Below are 19308 nucleotides of genomic sequence, written 5' to 3' on the forward strand. Positions count from 1 at the left end.
GCTCCGGAGAGCGCATTACCTGGTTCCGGCGGGAACCGGTTGATGGTACAGCGCCGGGCGCGATGTCGAACGTCCGCTGCGCGCCATGGTGTTTCGACCGACTCGGCCGGTACGACCGACGGCCGGTGTGCGGTGATCGCTTCGGTTGTACTGACGAGCCACCTCGACGTGGACTCGGTCGCGTGCAGCATCCGGCGCCGCCGCGCACTGCTCTCGACAATGACCGGCGGTTCGTCAGATGCCCAGGGCGCCAGACCGCCACGATGACGCCGAGCACACCGATCGGGGCCAGCGCGGCCGCGCCGATGAGGCAGCCGGTGAGCGGGCCTGCGCCGAAAAGCGTTGCCGGCGGGCCGGTGAGGGCCGATGCCCGCCGCACCGCTGAGTAGACATCCGATGGTAGTGATGGTCGAGGTGAATCGGGTCCAGGCTGCCACCTCCCGGTCGTAGGGGGTCATCCACGGCGCTGTGTCCTCGAATGGAAGGGCGACGGGGTTGTAATGTGCGCGGTCCCTATGGACCGCGGAGGTGAGTCCGGCGGTGTTTCCCTCGATATCGGCGTGCCTACTTCCACACCATCCGAACAGCCACGTCGGTGACGGTTTCGGTGATCTGAGCCAGGGTGAGATCACCGTCGGGCCGATACCAACGCCATACGCTGATGACCACGCCGAGCACCGGTCGCCCCAGAATGCGGGGATCTCCGCCGGTGAAGGCCCCGGCGTCGATTCCCCGGGCGATCAACTCGGCGGCGGGTGCCCGCAGCTCGGGCAGTGCAGCGCTGCGTCGATCACCTGCCAGCCGTGTCGGTTGAGCCATCGACGGACGGTGCCGGGCAGCTCACCGGATTCGTCGGCCACGGCTGGGTCCCCGTAGAGCAGTGGACCGTCGCCGCAGATGACGCAGTCGAGCCCGATCGGGCGCCGGGTGGGCTGGCATCGCGCGCAATGCTGGTGGGTGAGCAGTTCCTCGGGTCTGCCTGGGTGCGGGTAGAGCCAGGTGACCATGAGGTCTTGGCGTTGCCTGGCTCGTTGCCGTTCGTCGTCGGGCAGCCATCCGCAGCTCGGGCAGCCGGTCGGGTCCCGGCTGTCCTTGCGCCGCAGCAATCCCGGATGGCCTTGGTTCACCGCGAGTTCGGCGCGCGCGAACATTTCGCCGGGTTGGCCCGTCGGGGGCGGATGCGGGTCGAGCAACGCCATGGCTCGCTCCTTCGTGCAGGCAATGCGTCGCCGTGCCGCGGACCCGCTCCGCCCTCCCGCCGTCCCGTGACGCCGGTTGGCGGAGCGAGGATCCGCTGGACGTGGACCGACCATAATCCGCAGAACCGCGATTCCGGCGAGGGCGCGCCGCGACATCCTGGACGGTATCCATGGGGTAGGCAGTCAGTGCGGCGAAATAGGGGTGAGCGCTGTCGCGGTGGACTCGCCCAGCTGCGGGGCGGAGGCGGTCTGCCGCGACGAATTGATAGCACTTCGTTTTGGTCTGAAATGCCCGATTCGTCGGAAAGTGCTGGTAGGAATGGATTTGATGTTCCCATATGTGGAAAGCCGGAGGCTTGCGGTGTGACGCACCGTACTCAAGACTGCCGCGCAGGGCAACATTGGAACCTGTTGCACATATCGCACTACCGATCAGTAGTGCGATTTGTGGATTCATGTAGTCTGCTGGACGGTAGCTCACATGTGTGCGGCCGGTGAAGTCGGGTAATCGAGATGACGTGAGGGACAAACAACTTTGGAGCAGCCGAACAGGCTGGTCGTGCGGCCGGCCACACGCAACGATGTGACCGATATGGTGCGTGTGCTCAGTGCCGCCTTCGCCCATGACGATCCGATCGAGGACTTCGTCTTCCCGGATGAGAGATCGCGTCACCGTCGTGCTCCGCGGATGTTGCGGCTGTTGATCGAGCACCGTTTCCTGCCTACGGGCGGCGCTGAGGTGGCCATCGTCGACAACAAATTGGCCGGTGTGTTGCTGTGGTATCCGGCCGGATACCGGACAAATGCCTGGCGCGAGCTCGTCTTGGGTGTGCAGCTGCTGTTCGCCATGGGCACCGCGACACGACGCGGGATTGCCGTTGACACCGCCCTCGAGCAGGCGGCACCCGCGGAACCTCATTTGTGCTGTGTCTACCTCGGCTGCGACCCCGGGTTGCAGCGCAGCGGTGTCGGGCGGGCGTTGTTCGGATCGTTCGTGGACAAGTCCGACGCGCAATCGGTTCCGTTGTATGGACTGTGTAAGGACGCGAATGTCGACTACTACCGTGCCTTCGGCGTCGAGCCGGTGGCGACGACGGTCTTGGGCCGCAATGGTCCCGTGATGAACGTGGTGGCTCGTCAGCCACTGCGCTGCGGCGACCCGTAACGGGGGCCAGTAGCGCGATTCGCATTCCCATTCTCCTCGGGGGGAGAAGTTCGAGTTCGACCGAGGAAGTTGTTGTGTCCGATATTGCAATCATCGGTATCGGCTGCCGGTACGCCGGCGGCATTGATTCCCCCGAATCCTTCTGGGAATTCATCGTCGGCAAGGGCGACGGCGTAACGGAAATCCCGTCGAGCCGTTGGGATTACCGTCGCTTCTACGATCCGGATCGGCGCACACCCGGCCGGATGTACACCAAGCGTGCGGCTTTCATGACCGGTGACCCGTGGGCATTCGACCCGGACTTCTTCGGCATCTCACCGCGTGAGGCGGCGGCGATGGATCCACAGCAGCGCCTTGTCCTGGAGGTCACCTGGGAGGCCTTCGACGACGCAGGCATCGCCGGGCGGGTCAACGGCGCACCGCTGGGCGTCTATGTGGGCGCGTTCACCATGGACCAGCTGGGCGTTTCGGTCGGCGGCCCGGCGCTGCCGTTCGTCGACATGCATACCGCCGTCGGTGCCTCGTACACGATGATCTCGAACCGGATCGCATACGCGCTCAACCTCGTCGGCCCCGCGATCACCGTCGACACCGCATGCTCGTCATCGCTGGTCGCGTTGCATCTGGCCTGCCAGGCCCTGGACAACGGCGACTGCGAGGTCGCCATCGCGGGTGGTGTGACCGTGCTGGCCGAGCCCGAGCCGTTCGTCTCCATGTGCAAGGGCGGCTTCCTGGCCGCCGACGGCCGGAGCAAGCCCTTCGACGCCGCCGCCGACGGTTACGGCCGCGGTGAGGGCGCCGGCATGGTGGTGCTCAAGAAGCTGGCCGATGCCGAACGCGATGGTGACCGAGTCTATGCGGTGATCAAGGCGACCGGATCCAACCAGGATGGCCGCACCACAGCGATCACGGTGCCGAATGCCGATTCGCAGGAGGCCTTGGCGAAGCGGGTGACCCGCCGCGCCGGCATCCGGCCGCACGAGGTCACCTATGTGGAGGCGCACGGAACCGGCACGCCGGTCGGAGACCCGTTGGAGCTGCGGGCCATCGGCCGTGCCTACGGTGCCGTCGAGGGCCGCACCACACCGCTGGGCGTCGGCTCGGTCAAGGCTCAGCTCGGCCACACCGAGGCCGCCTCCGGTATCGCGAGTGTCATCAAATCGGCCCTGGCCGTGTCCAAACGGACGATCGCACCGCAGGGTTGGCTGGAAACCCCGAACCCGGAAATCCCCTTCGACGAACTCGGCATCCGGCTGCAGTTGGAGGCCGAGGAGGTCGGTCCCGAGGTCGAGCGGTTGACCATCGCGGTCAACGGATTCGGCTACGGCGGCACCAACGCGCACGCGATCCTGCAGGAGTACCGTGCGCAGGAGCCGTCCGCGCGGCAGCCGAAGCACTATGGGGTGCTGCCGATTTCCGCCCGCAGCGAACAGGCCGCGCGAGATCTCGCCCGTGGTTTCGCCGAGCGAATCGCCGACGGTGCCGACCCGGGGCGCCTCGCCGAGGCGGCGTGGACCCGGCGCAATCACCATCTGTTCCGAGCGGGGATCACTTTCGGCGACGACATCGAATTGGTGTGCGGGTTGGTCGAATTCGCGGGCGGTGCGGGCCGGGTGAGCCGGACCGTCGCCCGCAAGGTGCCCGAGCCGGTGTTCGTCTTCACTGGGATGGGCCCGCAGTGGTGGGCGATGGGTCGCGATCTCCTACAGGCCGGTGGCACTTTCGCCGCGGAGGCCGAGCGCATCGATGCAGTGTTCCAGGAGGTCGCCGGCTGGTCGATCGTCGAGGAACTGCTGCGGCCTGAAGAGGAGTCGCGCGTCACCACCACCGCGGTGGCACAGCCCGCGAACTTTCTCGTGCAGGTGTCGCTTTACACCATGCTGGAAGAGTTCGGCGTAAAGCCTGCTGCGATTGTCGGGCACAGCGTCGGTGAGGTGTCTGCCGCGTATGTGACCGGTATGCTGTCGTTGCGCGATGCGCTGCTGGTCAGCTATCACCGTGCCCGGCTGCAAGCCACGACCGCCGGATCCGGCGGTATGCTCGCGGTGGGCCTGACGTTCGCCCGAGCTCAGGAACTCACCGAGGGTGACGCCCGGGTGGACATCGCGGCCATCAACAGTCCGTCGGCGGTCACCATCGCAGGTGATGTGTCCTGCTTGGACGAGATCGCGGAGTCACTCACGGAACAAGGCGTTTTTGCCCGTCGATTACACGTCGAGGTGCCCTACCACAGTCATTTGATGGATCCCATCCTGGACGAGCTGCGCTCTGTTTTGGCAGATCTGCGCCTGTCGCCGCCGCGACTTCCGTTGTACTCCACCGTCTCCGGTGCGCGCGTCACCGACGCGGATTGGGATGCCGAATACTGGTGCGGAAACGTCCGGCAAACGGTGCGCTTTGCCGACGCGATTACCGAACTCGTGCGTGCGGGCAGTCGCGTGTTCCTCGAGGTCGGCCCGCATCCGGTGCTGGGCGCAAACATCCGCGAAATCCTCATCGGCGCAGGTGAAACCGGATCGACGGTAGCCACCCTCAACCGCAAGCAGTCCGATGCCGACAGCATCCGACAGGTCATCGGCGGCCTGTACAGCGCCGGAGTGCTCGATATCGATGCGTTGTTCGCCGATCTGCCGTCCCCGACACGGCATATCGATCTGCCCGTCTACCCCTGGCAGCGGACCCATCTTCGCAGTGACATTCCGGCGTACCAGCTCAAGCGGCACGGCACGCCGAACGCGTATCCGATGCTGGGCGACCAGGATCCGGCCGACACCTCGACCTGGCGGCTCGAGCTGGGCATCGAATCGCTGCCGTGGCTGGCCGACCATGTGGTCGGCGGATCGCGGATCCTGCCCGGAGCTGCCTATGTGGATGCGGCACTCAGCGCGGCGGTGCTGCGTACCGAGTCCCCGTGCGTGGCGGTCGAAGATGTGCGCTTCGTCGCACCGCTTGTCATCGATGAGGGCGAGACGCCGATCATGGAGTTCGACCTCGAGGAGTCGACCCGGCGCTTCACCATTCGCTCACGCGGTGTGGCGGGTCCGGTCTGGACGATCAATGCCGTCGGACGGCTCGTGGAGGGAGTTTACGAGCCGGCCAAGATCGATGTACCCGCGGACGATTCGATGCTCGAGATCGATCCCGTCGATTTCTATGCCGGCCTTGCGTCGCACGGACTCGACTACGGGCCCACCTTCCGCCGCGCGACCTCGATCCGAATCTCCGGCTCCACGGTGGTCAGCACCCTGGACGGCACCATCGCCCGCCACACCCGACATCCAGCGCACCCTGCGGTCGTCGACGCCGCGCTGCAGAGCGTGGCCGCTTTGCTTGCGGGTACCGGCGGTAAGCAGGACGGTGCGATGGTTCCGGTCGCGGTCGGTGCGGTGCGGTTGTTCGCATCGCTCCCCGAGAGGGTCACCGTGGTGGCCCGCCTCGACACGACGGATGAGCCGAGGGCGGATATCGACCTGCTCGACGCCGACCACAACCTGTGCATGCAGATCGTCGGGATGAAATTCGGATCGATCGCCCCGCGACCCGGTCCGATGCAGCGCATGATCGACTTCTTCTACGAAGACCGCTGGGAGATGCGTAATGCTATCGATCATGCCGCGCTCCCGGCGACGGCCGGTCTGTTCACCGTGGTCGTCGCGATGGACTCCGCAGCCACTGCGCGAGCCGAGCAGATCGTCCGGATTACCAGCTCCGACGTCGCAGCCGAGGTTCCGGCGCTGATCGTCACCGGTGATCCATCCCGCGAGGATCTGGAATCGGTAGTATCCGAAGGCCTTCGGGCGGCAATGGCGCTCCCGGGCGTCGATCGTCTGCATCTTGTGGTAGTCGCCGGCTCGAGCTACGACGATATGGACAACCTGTGGACTCTGCGCCGGATTGCGCTGGCAGCGGAACATTTCCTCGACTCGACCGCTGAGAATTTCCTCGACGCCTGGCTGATCGAGCAGGGTTCGGACCGGGATGTCCTGGGCGACGGCAGCTTCTATGCCTCTTTGGTGACTGAGCACGCCTACACGCACCCCGAGGGTGACGTCGCACCGAATCCGAGCCATGCCGCGCTGGCCGGCGCCCGGCGCGCGCTGCTCAATGAGCAGACTCGGTTGCGGTGGCGGCTGATCGATGTCGAATCCGACATCGCCGACACGGATCTCGGAGCGGAACTGACCATTCCTGGAGCCTTCAGTCTCGACCATGCCGATGAGGTATTTCTGCGCAACGGTGTGCGCTGGACCACCGTGGTGAGCCGGACGCTGCAGGATCGTCTGGACGTGTTGGACGAGGCCGAGCCGTTGACCGATCCTGAGGCCGATTTCCGGCTGGAAATCCCCAAGGCCAAGTCGTTCTCGCGGCTGGGGTGGCGGCGAAGCGAGCGGCGCGAGCCCGGTCCGGGCGAGGTCGAGGTGCGTATGGCGGCTGTCGGTCTCAACTACAAGGATTCGCTGCGAGTTCTCGGCTTGCTCGGCGAGCGCGAACTCGGCGACACCTTCTTCGGCACCGTGCCCGGAATGGAGGGTGACGGCACCGTCGTCCGCCTCGGACCGGGTGTCACCGGATTCGAGATCGGTGACAAGGTCAGCTTGGCATGCAAGGGGATGGTCGGCCGATTCAACACTCTCAGTGTGGATCTGGTCTGGCGCGTCGGTGACGGTTTCGAACCCGGTCGGTGCAGCAGTTCGACCTCGTTCGTCGCCGCCGAGCACGCGCTGCTGGAGCTGGCCCGGCTGCAGCCGGGGGAGACGGTGCTCGTGCACGGCGCGGCCGGCGGTGTCGGTTCGGCGGCCGTGCAGATCGCGAAACTCCATGGCGCACAGGTGATCGGCACCGCGAGCACACCCGAGCGCCGTGCCTACGTGCTGGCTCGAGGCGCGGACTATGCGCTGCAGTCACGATCGCTGAACTTCGTCGACGACGTCCTCGAACTCACCGGCGGCCGCGGCGCGGACGTGGTGATCAGCTCGGCGCCCGGCGAGATCGTGGTCAAGAACTTCGCCGCGGTCGCGGAATTCGGGCGCATCATCGAGGTCGGCAAGGCGGACATCTACTTCGGCGGGGTCCTGGAGCTGCGGCACTTCGACAAGAATGTGGCGTACTTCTCGTTCGACCTCGACCGGATGATGAAGCTGCGGCAGCACAAGGTCTTCGATTTCGTCAAGGCGGTCAACGGCAGACTCTACGACGGCACCTATCGGCCGCTGCCCTTCGATACGTTCGGCACCGCCGATGTCGCCCAGGCGTTCGAGGAGGTGGCGCGATCCACTCGGATCGGCCGCGTCGTATTGCGGATGGACGAGCAGGCGCCGCGGGTGCGCCCGCAGATCCCCGATGTCGTCATCCACCCAGATGCTCAATACCTGATCACCGGCGGTTTCGGTGGGTTCGGGCTGTCGATCGGCCGCTGGCTGGTCGGCAAGGGTGCTCGGCGCCTTACGCTGCTGGGACGCGCAGGCGCCACCACGGAGGAGGCCCGGCAGCAGCTGGTCGTCTGGGAGCAGCAGGGAGTCGAGGTGACCACGGAGCTGGTCGATGTGACCGATGCGGTGGCCGTGCGTGAGGTGATAGCGCGGGCGCACCGGCCCGAGCATCCGCTGAAGGGCATCTTCCATACGGCGGGCGCGGTAGACGACAAGCGGATCGGCGCGATGGATCGCAGCAGCTTGGCCACAGTGTTCCGGCCTAAGCTCGAGGGCGCGCGAGCCTTGCACGCCGGTGTCGTGTCCGCCGGTGCAGAGCTCGACCAGTTCGTCTTGTTCTCTTCGGGCAGCGCCATATTCGGTGGTATCGGCCACTACTCCTATACCGCGGCCAATATCGCGGTGAACGCGTATGCGGAGGCCCTCGCCCGCGAGGGGGTCAACGCGCTGGCGGTCGGCTGGGGCCATATGACCGGCGCCGGCATGGCCGCGGCCGACGAGAATCTCGCTCGGTACCTGGTCAACACGGGATTCGACACAATCGAGATGGACGAAGGGCCGCAATATCTGGAGGAGGCACTGCGACTCGGCGTCACCCGGGTCGACATCTTCCCGATCAATTGGCCACGGGTCGCGGCTACGGGACCTCAGCTGGCACTGACCGGCCGGATCGAGGCCATGATCGCGGCGGCGGCGCAGAGCGATTCCGCCGCGGCACGGTTGCGGTCCGAGCTCGCCGCCCTGGACGAGGCCAAACGCAACGAGGTGGTCGCGCACATGCTCGCCGAGCAGTTGGCCTCGGTGATGGGTGTGGCCGCCGAATCGATCGACCTGACCGTGCCCTTGCCCGAGCTCGGCCTGGATTCGCTCATGGCGGTCGAATTCGGTTCGCTGGTCACACAAATTCTTGGTGTCGAGCTGATTTCACTGAAACTCGGGCGGACGTTCAGCCTGGAGCAAGCAGGCGCCAAGGCCGCCGAGGCAATCGTCGAGGGCGCCGGATCGCGCGGAGTCCCACACACACCGGTCGACGCTGCGACGGTGACCGAGGTGCCGGCATGACCGAGTCGGCACGTGACTTGGCGCGAAAGCTGCTGGCAGGAACCGGCTCCGGAAGTCCAGCGGCTTCGACGCTGACGCAGCAGGTGAGGCCGGTAGCGCAGTCCCGTTCGCGTCGCGGGCCGGGACGCCAGTTCGCCGATCATCCGGACGTGGTAGCGGCAGTGCAGAAGCGGGCGATGATTGCGGCACTGTATGAGCAGACTCGGCTGGTGAATCCGCTTTTCCTGCCCCGAACGGGTCCGAATGACACGGTGATCCACGTCGCGGAGCCGAGGCTGGCAGACGTCGATCTGGTGAACTTCAGCGCCTACAACTACCTGGGGTTGGCCAACCATCCCCAGGTGGTCGCGGGCGCCAAGCGGGCCCTGGATCAGTTCGGTGCGTCGGCGTCGGCCAGTCGTATCGTCGCCGGAGAGATCCCGCTTTACCAGGAGCTGGAACGCCGCCTCGCCGACATCTACGGTGTCGGCGACGCCATGGTGACCACCAGCGGTTACCTCACCAACGCTGGTGTCATCGGATTTCTGCTCAGACAGGGAGATGTCGCGATCTGCGACTCGCTCATCCACGGCAGCGTCATCTCCGGCACCCAGTGGTCCGGGGCGCGGCGAATCAACTTCCGCCACAACGACCCCGAGTCGCTGCAGTCGGTACTGCGCACCTCGCGCGCCGGATTCGATCGTGCGCTGGTAGTGCTCGAAGGCCACTACAGCATGGACGGCACCGTCGGCCGCATCGACGAATTAGCCGCCATCGCACGAGAATACGACTGTGCGGTGATGGTGGACGAGGCCCACTCGTTCGCAGTCTTCGGCGACAAAGGGCATGGTATGCGCGAGCATTACGGTCTTCCCGGTGATGCCGTGGACATTTGGATGGCCACGCTGTCCAAGGCTTTGGGCAGCACCGGCGGATTCGTCGCGGCCGATGCGGATCTCATCGGCGCGATGAAGTCGTCTGCCCCGGGCGTCGCAATGCTCACCGGTGCGCCCGCACCGTCGGCCATCGGCGCCGCCCTGGCGGCGCTCGATGTGCTGGAGGAGGAGCCACAACGCCTCGCCCGCCTGTGGGCGAATTCCCGCTTGTTTCATGGTGCGCTGTCCGAACGTGGCGTGAATCTCGGTGTCTCCCAAGGCACCCCGATCGTGCCCGTCATTGTCCCTAGCGAGATTCGCGCCGGCTACGTCTCCTCCACGCTGCTGGAGAACGGTGTCTACTCCGGCCTGATCTCCTCGCCGGCGGTCCCCGCCGGTCAGGAACGCCTCCGCTTCTTCATCACCTCGGAACACACCGAGGAGCAACTGACGAGGACGGTGGATCTGCTCACGGAGACGATCGCCCAGGCCGAGAAGATCCCGGACATCACGGTCGACGGATGACTTCCATCGGCCGTGCCCTTCGCGGCTCGTCGACTGCACGCGGTCGGCGGGCCGCGAGCTTCTCTCCTGCCGCGAAGTCGTATTTCTGGCTATCGTGTGCTTTCGAACCCGACACGGTGGCGTGCCGTCGCGGTCAGGTCCGCTCGCAATCGGTCGAGGCGCTGGCCTCGCCGGATGGGGTACTGGTGGTCGATGGCATGAAGTCGGATCGGCGCGGTGGCGCCGCACCAGGTGCTTCGGCCGAGAGTGCCGTGTAGTCCACCGGGCCCGATCGAGGCTCAGGCTGGAATGGTATGCGGCACAAAGGATTCCAGGCGAACCGCTGGACGTCGAGATCGTGAAGCAGCAGCTGGGAGGGAATGAGACCTACGCCCAGATCTGCGATAATACCGACCGCGAGAAAGTCTGTACCGGCGTCACCGTGATCAGGTCGCACACCTCCACCAATTCATTCGGCACCGCATCGTCGAAGTGATGCAGATCCGGTGAGATGACTGCATCGACATCACAGTCCCGGACGGCGTCGATAAGTCGGCCCACCGGCCGGTCGGTGCCTGCGCCGAACGTCAGGGTCTTGGTCAGCTCGTAGCCCAGTCGTTTCGCCAAGCTCCGCATCTGCGCCTCGTCCCAATCCTGGGACACACCTGACACGTCTTTGCGGAGATATCCCAGCGCGGATGGTTTCGCCCTCATCGGTACTCCTTTGCCACGGACGTTGCTGAATTGGTCAAAGCGCCTGTATGCCCACAGCTCTCGCGGTGTTGTATGCACCGAGTCGATCGGGCCGAACAAGGTGTTGACATCATATGTTGTCAACAGCAGGCGATGTCAACATTGGGAGTGGTCACGGCCAAAACGCGCGACTCCTGTTTCGCGTGCTGCGGCGTGGTCGTGAATTTCGGCCAGTTCTGCGGCCCGACAACCTATTCCGAGTGCCGACCGGCCCACTCGTCCCCGCGTGCAGGCGCGCACCGTCGTGCCGCCGGATGCGCGGAGCGGCATCGTGGGCGATGGCGTCGTATGGGCCGTTCTCCGCTGGCCGATCACTCGGACGCGGATCACTGGGCGGTGGGCCCGAGAAGTACGGGTAGAGCGAGGGGCCCGCAGGTAACGAACTGCGGGCTGTGGGGGATCGTGCCGGGGTCGCACGCCAGGCTCAGGCGAGGAAAGGTGTTGAACAACGTGGACAACGCTCTGCGACTTGCCAGTCGAGCCAAAGGTGCGCCGAGGCAGAAGTCCGGTCCGCGACCGAAAGCCACGTGCTCCCGGTGATCGTGATCGATGTCGAAGATGCGGACTCGGTCATGCTGTCTCCCATAGTGCGAACAGTTGGGCCGCACGCAGCCGGGCCGGATGCGGTGCCAACTGAGTGTGGACCACCACCGCCCGCCGCTTCGCCGGAACCGGGATCCTCTGCCCCGGAACAGAACTCGGCGGCACAAAACCGATCGAAACCGGTCCCCGAGAATGAGTGGTGGTGGTGTCGGCGGGGACTACCCGCTCGCCGGTTATCGGAGCGGGTGGTGGTCACCGTGCTTCCAATCGGAAGCGCTGCGGTGGTGACGTGTTGTAGTCGGCGGGCGAGGTAGCCGCGCCGGGGCAGACGCCGCGCAGCAGGTTCGATGACGGCGCTGCCATTCCCGGTCGAGGTGGCCTGGCTGGCTGGCGTGGTGCACATGCTTCGGCGATGACGGGTGTTCCCGTGCTCCGTCGGGGCGCCGATCCGGGCAAGGAGGTATCGGCAGCGGACTTCGCTGGGACGGTGCGCTCGTGATGGCGCCAACTCGTCACCGCATGGGGAGCGCTGGGGCTGGTGCCTCGGCCGGGTTGGCGACCCAGCCCGCGGCCACAGCCAACCCGGTCGGGCGGTGGACGGCGAGGAAGCCGAACGGGCGGTCGAAGGACGCCTCCAGCACGGTGGTGTGGCGCTGCGAAGGGATCGCCGGCGCCGCACCTGGTGCCGCCATCAGCGCGGTGACGGCTGTGGCCTCGAACCCATCGCGCGTGAACTGCGCGAGCACATCCTGCGCGCCCTGCTCGATCGACAGTGGGACCGGCGAGATTCGAGGGAAGTGGCCCCGGTCGGCGTCGGTGGCCGTCAGCAGTCCGAACAGTTCAGCATGCGCGATGAGGTCGTGCTTCGATCGAATCGCGAACGGTGGCAGGCGAACATGCAGGGTGTCGCGCTGTGCGTAGCCGAACTTCTGCCGCATCGTCAGCCCCGGCGCGACAGGCCCTGCGTCGAGCCCGGTGCGGTAGGGCACCAACCCACCGAGCGCCGCCAGTCCGCTGGCCAGCACATCGGCGGGGCTGTCGGAGCCGACCAGTAGATGCACATCGACGTCGGCCCGCCCGGTGACGATCACCCGGGTCACCGGCCGCGGTCCGTCCAAGACGGCGACATCGGTCGGTTCGGTGTCGACGCGGGTAAGCGCGACGAGCCGGCGTCCTTGCCACGGACCGGTTTCCGGCACCATGACGGTGTCGTGGAACGGAACCCGCCAGCTCGTCCGGGCGGCCAGCGCTGTGGCCAGGACCAGCAGCGTGTCGGAGGTGACGGAAAGGGGAAACCGATCGATCAGCCCGTCGGTGTACCGCTGCGTCCACTCGTCCAGTGCAGCCTGGCAGGTCAGCAGATCGACCGCGCCGGTGGGCACTGCGTGGAGCCAATCATCGTGCAGCGGGAGATCTCTGCGGATCCAGATGCCGAGTGCGGCCGATATGTCGACGGCATGGGCGAGGATGTCCAGCGTCCGCAGCGCCGCCGCGTGCGCCGCGTCGGCGGACACACCGACCGCGGCCTCCAGTTGGGACCGCGCGGGCCCGTCGGCGGCGGCGGCAAGCAGGGCCAGTAGTGGCCACACCCCGGCGCCGGAGACGACGAAGTCGTCCTCGCCCGCGACGGCGCACCACCGCGCGGTCAACTCGTTGACGGCGCCGACGTGCGGCGTCAAAAATGTCTGCACTGCCTCACGATACGGACCGCCCCCAGCTCGGTTGACTGCTCGACCTGCCGCAGCCTTCGGTTCGAAGAACTCGATGATGCCCGGCGCGAGTATCCGTCGAAGACCGGCAGCGGGAGAAGAGGAGTCAGCGCTGGTCCGGCGCCTCTCGCCGCGGCCACTCGCGGCCGCTTCGGGGCAGATCGGCGGGAGCGGTTGTCAGCGTGGTGGATTTACGCTGGGTAGACCTGAACCAGGCAGATCCGGGCTGGGCTGGCGCGGGCTGGGCAGGCGCGGGGAGTGGATCGGTCTTGCCGAGTTCGTCGAGTTCGGCCAGGCCAACCAGGATGACCAGCATGATGGTGACCACGGTGACGGTCATGATCAGCGGTGTGAGCAGCTGCATGGGGTCGGCACCGTCGGGCATGACGTGGTGACCGGCGTGCTCGGCGCGCATCGATGCCATTCCGGTGTAATGCATGCCGCACACCGCGAGGCCCATGATCAGCGCCGCGCCGATAGTCGCGCGGATGCCGTGCACGTGCAGCATGAACCACAGCGCCGCGGTTGCCGCGACCACAGCGATCACGAGCGACAGCACCACAGTTCCGAGCTTGTATCCGACGATCGCGTCGGTGTTCATCGCATGCATGCCCAGGTAGTGCATGGCGGCAACGCCGAGCCCGGTGATCGCACCGCCGATCGGCAGCGCCAGGACTTCCCGTCGCCAGCGCACGACGACAGACAGCCCGATCCACACCACCACAATCGCCACGGCCGCGCTGAGCAGTGTCATCGGCACGTTGTAACGAATGGTCCCACCGTGGATGGAGAAGCCGAGCATCGCGGTGAAATGCATGACCCAGATCCCGGCGCCACCCAGCGAAACGGCCGCCGCGATGAGCCAGCCGGCGGGCCAGTGCGACGATCGGGCGTGCACCGCACACCGAAGGCCGAGCATCGATCCGACGACGGACATGATGTAAGCCAGGACGGGGGTTACCCACCCGTAGCTGAAGTGATCGAGTTCCAGCACGCACACGCTCCGCAGCTAGTAACCGGCTTCTTGCCAGCAAATCGAACTGCGACGATAGCGCAACTCGCCGAGAGTTGCCTAATGCACAGTTCGCATCATGTGATTCACTGCCTGCACCCTGGTCGGATTCACAACTCGGATTGCAGCAACGGAGGTAAGTTTCCTGGGAGATCACTCGATCTTGTGGCCGTAGCGGTGTCAGGGATCGTTCTGAAGCGCACCACCCGGCTGGGCGGCGGCTGGCACATTACCGCCGCGGTCCGCGTCGGCCGTACCAATGGGCAACCGCATCAGAGTGCTGCGGCAGATCCGTGCGCTAAGTACTGGCAAAACGATACCGAGGGCGGCGGCGGATCCAGGCGCAAGGCAGCAGCAAATCCGCAACCAAACCCATGCACATGATCGGGAAGTCCCTGCGCGCCTTCGTCTTCGATGGGTCGCCCACCGGCAACGACATTGCCCAGTCGTGGACGACGGGATCGGCATCAAAATCGCCGATTGGTTGCACCGGTCCGGTTCTGGTTGGGCGAAGGAACTGCCGGCGGCGTGTCCGTCATCGGCTGGGAGGTCGGCGGCCGTCGACGCGCTGAGCCTGCGGTTGAAGAGGATCGGCGTCGACAGCGCCGATACCACCAATGCGGCGGTCATGCGGTTGTCGATGGAGTAGCCGATGATCCGGTGGGAACAGCAGTCATTGATCGCGCATGCGCATGGATAGAGCTTGCCCTCGCCTGCTGGAATCCAAGCTGTGCGGGGCTCGGTTGTATCGCTCAGCGCATCTCGTTCGGTGCCTGTGTGGTGAATTCACGCCTGACGAATTCATCGTCGACCGGCGGGCTCGGAGACCTGCTCGAGGCCGCGCCTGCGGGCGAAGCCGACCAGATGCGCCGCTGTGAACACAATCGGTGCGCTCAATTCTTCCCGGCATGGATCTCGCGGTCATCCAATTCGTCCGCGATGTACCGGTATCCGAACGTGGGGTCGCGATCGTGTGGACCGCGAGCCGCGTCGTCACGCGTGCATCAACCCGGAGTGGATACCAGGTTGTCGCGCGACACGTAGAAGTCTTGCGTGGTGAAAGCCCGGCGCCAGGCAGGTCACGACCACGGCGATACCGCCGGCGGCAAGATCGAGGACCAGCGGGTAGGTCATTCCAGGGGGAGTTCGCAGGCGAAGGACGCCGCGGCCAGGCGCAGGATTTCGGTCCCTTGCTACAACTGCTGCTCGAGTTTGTGTAGCTCGCGAAGCTCGACTGCGCGGCTGTGGTCCCGGGCGGTACGCCGTCTTCGATGTCGGCGGCTCCGAATCGGCTGCGCAAACACCCCCCGGAGGCCCCGAAATCCTTCGCGACCTGACGCAAAGGGGGCTCACCCTCGCAGGGCGACGTCCTTCCGGTGAGAACGAATCCGCACAGATCATGAGTCGGCCGAGCTGGGGAATGCCCTTTGATTTCTCTGCAAATGAGCCGTGCAGCCTTCATGGTCCTGTACATCGAGCTTCCTGGATATAAGGTGAAATAGGACTTCGAATAGAAAATTGCGATAGTGAAACCGTCGCCATATGCTGTGAACAATCTGCGGATCGAAAATCCGTCCTGTCCGACGGAGACGGGCTGCCACCCGGTGCCGGCCGGCCCGCCAACACCTCCGATGCCGTCGGCGCACTATCCGATACGAACACCATGCCCCCTCCTGTGCTTCCGCACACTTGTGGCAACACTCATTGGCTCGGAAGGGACTCGCGAACAACGGCACATGAGACATGGTCTGAACGGACTGGACAGTCGACAATTGTCAATCTCACGCGGGAGCCGTCGTGCCGGCCAAAGGGTAAGCTATGGTATCCGCTTCTCGTCGTGCCTACCGAGACTGGATGACCGATCGGTTCTACGGAGTCGAGTTCGGTGTGATTCCGGGGCCGAAGGTGGCAGATCTGCCTGTCGAGGACGGTAATGGCGGCCGCAGCGAAGGAGGAGGGGCCTCGTTCGGATGGTCCCGAGCGTCGGTGGTTCACGATGACACTGCGGTCGCGACCCCGGCCGAGTACGGCACGGTCCGGGCCGCCGCCTGCGCCCGCGAACCGGCCCCGATTCGGGCGTCGGCCAACTCGGCCCGAGCTCCGGACCGCCGCCTGGATCAATGAGCCACCGTAGGGCGGTACATCGGTTGCGAGAAACCGATTCGGCTGGCAGGCTACTCCTCAGCAGGGAACCTGGGCGACCGCCCAGCATGCACGCTGTCGTGTGAGCGTATTTCTTGCGACTTGCTTGGCGAAGAGAGATATCGAATGAGTGCAGATTTCGTCTTCTGGACGGGGGAAGCAGGGTACTGGCCTAGGGCGTCGAGTCGGGTAATGCCGATGATGTTATCGGTATACCTATGACATTGCGGGTAATACCTATGGCGTCGTCGGTAGACCTTTCACCGCAGTGAAAGGAAACGTTCGGGTGGACTACGTCTCAGTAACTGTTGAGCAACCGGTTCCTGTCGAGCTACGTGGTCCAGCTGCTATTCGTCAAGGACTGTTCGAGCTCAACAGTGCCCGCGGACGCCCGTTGCCGTTGGCGGACCGCAAAGCTGCGGACGTACGGATGCTCGCGGATTTTCCCGGATGGTCGAACAGACGGCTTGGTGAGGTAGCCGGACTGTCCGACAAGAACATCGCCGCGGTGCGACGGCGGTCGGATGCGGAAGTCCCGCACCCGGCCATGTGGCGGATAGGGCGAGACTGCGCGGTGTACCCGGTAGCGGCGCGGGAGCGCCGCCGGAGGGCGCGAGAATTCCTGGAGGCAAACCCGGCGGCGTCGACCCGGGAAATCGCATTGGCCCCCCGGATCTCGCCCACTACGGCAAAGGACGTGCGGGGACGTCTGCGGGCGCAAGGTGGCGCCATGGCGGAACATCGACAGGATGGGGGCGAGACCCCGGCCAGAGCCTGTCTCGGTGATGTTTTGGCCGGGAGCGCGCCAGGGCAGGTGGCAAGACCGGAGTTCCCGGCCTTCGCCGAGTCGACCGATCTCACAAAAGTGCGCCGGTTGCGCGCCGATCCTTCGCTGCGCTTCACCGAAGTCGGACGAAAGGTGTTGCGATTGTTGGAGATATCCGGACCCGAGTCGGTCGAATGGCAAACGATGGCCGAATGTCTGCCGATACACCACGCGCCTGCGGTAGCCGAGTTGGCGAGACATTACGCAGAGAACGGGCTATTGCCGGCCGACTCGTCGAGTCGCCGACTCGTCACCGACACCTAGCCGAAACATGTTGGTAGCTCACTGTGCCCGCGTCGCCGCTTGCCGCCGGGCTGGTTCGACAACTTTGAATACCCTGGATGTGAAACGTGGATACAAGCACTGGTGATTCGTCCGACCGCATGTTGCAGTACCTGAAAAAGGTCACTGTTGAGCTCATGACGACTCGCGACGATCTGACACAGCTGCGGGAACGGATCGACGAGCCGATTGCGATCGTCGGTATGAGCTGCCGCTACCCGGGTGGCGTCGAGTCGCCGGGACAGTTGTGGGATCTGGTCGCGTCCGGTTCGGATGCCGTGAGCGAGTTTCCGGTGGATCGGGGTTGGGATGTGGAGGGGTTGTTCGATCCCGATCCGGATCGGTTCGGGAAGGTGTATACGCGGGAAGGTGGCTTTCTGCGCGGTGTCGGTGATTTCGATGCGGGATTTTTCGGTATCGGCCCGCGTGAGGCGTCGGCGATGGATCCGCAGCAGCGGTTGTTGTTGGAGGCGTCGTGGGAAGCGTTGGAGGACGCGGGTATTGATCCGTCGTCGTTGCGGGGCAGCGACACGGGCGTTATCGCCGGGGTGATGTACGAAGACTACGAGCACACGGCCCGAGCTGCCGGTCCGGTCGCCGAGGGATATGCGGGAACCGGTTCGGCGGGCAGTGTGGTGTCGGGGCGGGTCGCGTACACGTTGGGTTTGGAAGGCCCCGCGGTGACGGTGGACACAGCGTGCTCGTCGTCGCTGGTGGCGATCCATCTGGGCTGTCAGGCACTGCGGCGCGGGGAGGCGTCAATGGTGTTGGCGGGCGGTGTGACCGTGATGTCGACGCCGTTCTTGTTCATCGAGTTCTCGCGGCAGCGGGGTTTGTCGCGGGATGGGCGGTGCAAGGCGTTTTCGGCGTCGGCGGATGGTGTGGGCTGGGCCGAGGGTGTGGGGGTGTTGGTCCTCGAGCGGTTGTCGGATGCTTGACCGCGCCGAATGGTCCGTCGCAGGAGCGGGTGATCGCCTCTGCGTTGGCGGCTGCCGGGTTGGAGCCGGCTGATGTGGATGTGGTGGAGGCGCATGGGACGGGCACACCGTTGGGTGACCCGATCGAGGCGCAGGCGTTGATTGCCACATACGGCCAGGGTCGTGCAGAGCCGTTGCGGATCGGGTCGTTGAAGTCGAACATCGGCCATTCACAGGCGGCTGCGGGTGTGGGTGGGGTGATCAAGATCGTGCAGGCGTTGCGGCACGGGATGTTGCCGCGGACGTTGCATGTGGATGCGCCGTCGCCGCATGTGGATTGGTCGGCGGGGTCGGTGCAATTGCTGACCGAGGCGGAGCCCTGGCTCGCGGGTGAGCGGGTGCGTCGGGCGGGGGTGTCGTCGTTCGGGATCAGCGGCACCAACGCGCATCTCATTCTCGAGGAAGCACCCGCACCCGTTGTCCCGTCGGTTGAGGAGACCGCCGCGGGTGATGCGGGACCCGATTCCACGGCGGGCGTGGTGCCGTTGCTGGTGTCGGCCAAGTCCGGCGAGGCGCTGCACGCCCAGGCGAATCGGTTGCGACAGTGGCTGGTCGACCATCCGGATACGGACGTGTGGAGTGTGGCGTCCTCGCTGATCCACACCAGGACGCAGTGGGACTGGCGCGGCGCGGTGGTGGGGCGCGATCGGGAGCAGTTGCTGGCCGGGTTGGCGGATTTGGCGTCGGGGTCGGTGTCGTCGTCGGTGATGTCCGGCGTGCCGGTCAAGGGGCGGACGGCATTCCTGTTCACGGGGCAGGGCGCGCAGCGTGTGGGTATGGGGGCGCGGCTGTACGAAGCGTTCCCGGTGTTCGCGTCGGCGTTGGACGAGCTGTGTGCGGAGTTCGACCGT

At 65.6% G+C, this 19308-nt stretch carries 10 protein-coding genes and 1 pseudogene; 6 read left to right on the forward strand and 5 right to left on the reverse strand.

Features of this window, described 5'->3' with window-relative positions; all coding sequences use genetic code 11:
- Positions 1-564 precede the first annotated feature (564 nt).
- Both AB4Z47_RS07540 and AB4Z47_RS07545 read right to left on the reverse strand, forming a co-directional pair.
- Positions 565-744, reverse strand: a complete 180-nt coding sequence (locus AB4Z47_RS07540) for a hypothetical protein (protein WP_441949002.1) — start codon at positions 742-744, stop codon at positions 565-567.
- Complete coding sequence (locus tag AB4Z47_RS07545; protein WP_441949004.1) at positions 741-1199, reverse strand: hypothetical protein; 459 nt, start codon at positions 1197-1199, stop codon at positions 741-743. The genes AB4Z47_RS07540 and AB4Z47_RS07545 overlap by 4 nt, the downstream gene beginning before the upstream one ends.
- A 592-nt stretch (positions 1200-1791) precedes the next feature.
- On the opposite strand from AB4Z47_RS07545, the gene AB4Z47_RS07550 reads away from it, so the two are divergent.
- The 3 genes from AB4Z47_RS07550 (at position 1792) to AB4Z47_RS07560 (ending at position 10234) form a co-directional block, all read left to right on the forward strand.
- The gene (locus AB4Z47_RS07550) at positions 1792-2364 is read left to right on the forward strand and encodes a GNAT family N-acetyltransferase (protein WP_441949023.1); all 573 of its coding nucleotides are present in this window, start codon (positions 1792-1794) and stop codon (positions 2362-2364) included.
- A 74-nt stretch (positions 2365-2438) separates the two neighbouring features.
- Positions 2439-8855: a type I polyketide synthase gene (locus tag AB4Z47_RS07555; protein WP_441949005.1), complete on the forward strand. Its 6417-nt coding sequence runs from the start codon at positions 2439-2441 to the stop codon at positions 8853-8855.
- Positions 8852-10234, forward strand: a complete 1383-nt coding sequence (locus AB4Z47_RS07560) for an aminotransferase class I/II-fold pyridoxal phosphate-dependent enzyme (protein ID WP_441949006.1) — start codon at positions 8852-8854, stop codon at positions 10232-10234. The genes AB4Z47_RS07555 and AB4Z47_RS07560 overlap by 4 nt, the downstream gene beginning before the upstream one ends.
- Positions 10235-10600: 366 nt before the next feature.
- Here the strand turns inward: AB4Z47_RS07560 and AB4Z47_RS07565 are convergent, their stop codons facing one another.
- The 3 genes from AB4Z47_RS07565 to AB4Z47_RS07575 all read right to left on the reverse strand — a co-directional run bounded on the left by AB4Z47_RS07565 (position 10601) and on the right by AB4Z47_RS07575 (position 14212).
- Complete coding sequence (locus AB4Z47_RS07565; RefSeq protein WP_441949008.1) at positions 10601-10927, reverse strand: hypothetical protein; 327 nt, start codon at positions 10925-10927, stop codon at positions 10601-10603.
- 1094 nt (positions 10928-12021) lie between these two features.
- A complete protein-coding gene (locus AB4Z47_RS07570) occupies positions 12022-13200 on the reverse strand; it encodes a serpin family protein (protein WP_441949009.1) in 1179 nt (392 codons plus the stop codon).
- Between the two features lie 124 nt (positions 13201-13324).
- A complete protein-coding gene (locus AB4Z47_RS07575) occupies positions 13325-14212 on the reverse strand; it encodes an MHYT domain-containing protein (RefSeq protein WP_441949011.1) in 888 nt (295 codons plus the stop codon).
- 466 nt (positions 14213-14678) lie between these two features.
- On the opposite strand from AB4Z47_RS07575, the gene AB4Z47_RS07580 reads away from it, so the two are divergent.
- The 3 genes and pseudogenes from AB4Z47_RS07580 to AB4Z47_RS07590 form a co-directional block, all read left to right on the forward strand.
- Complete coding sequence (locus AB4Z47_RS07580) at positions 14679-14879, forward strand: hypothetical protein (RefSeq protein ID WP_441949013.1); 201 nt, start codon at positions 14679-14681, stop codon at positions 14877-14879.
- Between the two features lie 1779 nt (positions 14880-16658).
- On the forward strand, positions 16659-17462 hold the full coding sequence (locus tag AB4Z47_RS07585) for a hypothetical protein (RefSeq protein WP_441949014.1): 804 nt from the start codon (positions 16659-16661) through the stop codon (positions 17460-17462).
- 119 nt (positions 17463-17581) lie between these two features.
- A pseudogene (locus AB4Z47_RS07590) lies at positions 17582-19308 on the forward strand (type I polyketide synthase); the annotation flags it as partial.

It is taken from the genome of Nocardia sp. 2TAF39 (assembly GCF_052114905.1).
In the GTDB taxonomy this organism is placed as follows: Bacteria; Actinomycetota; Actinomycetes; order Mycobacteriales; family Mycobacteriaceae; genus Nocardia.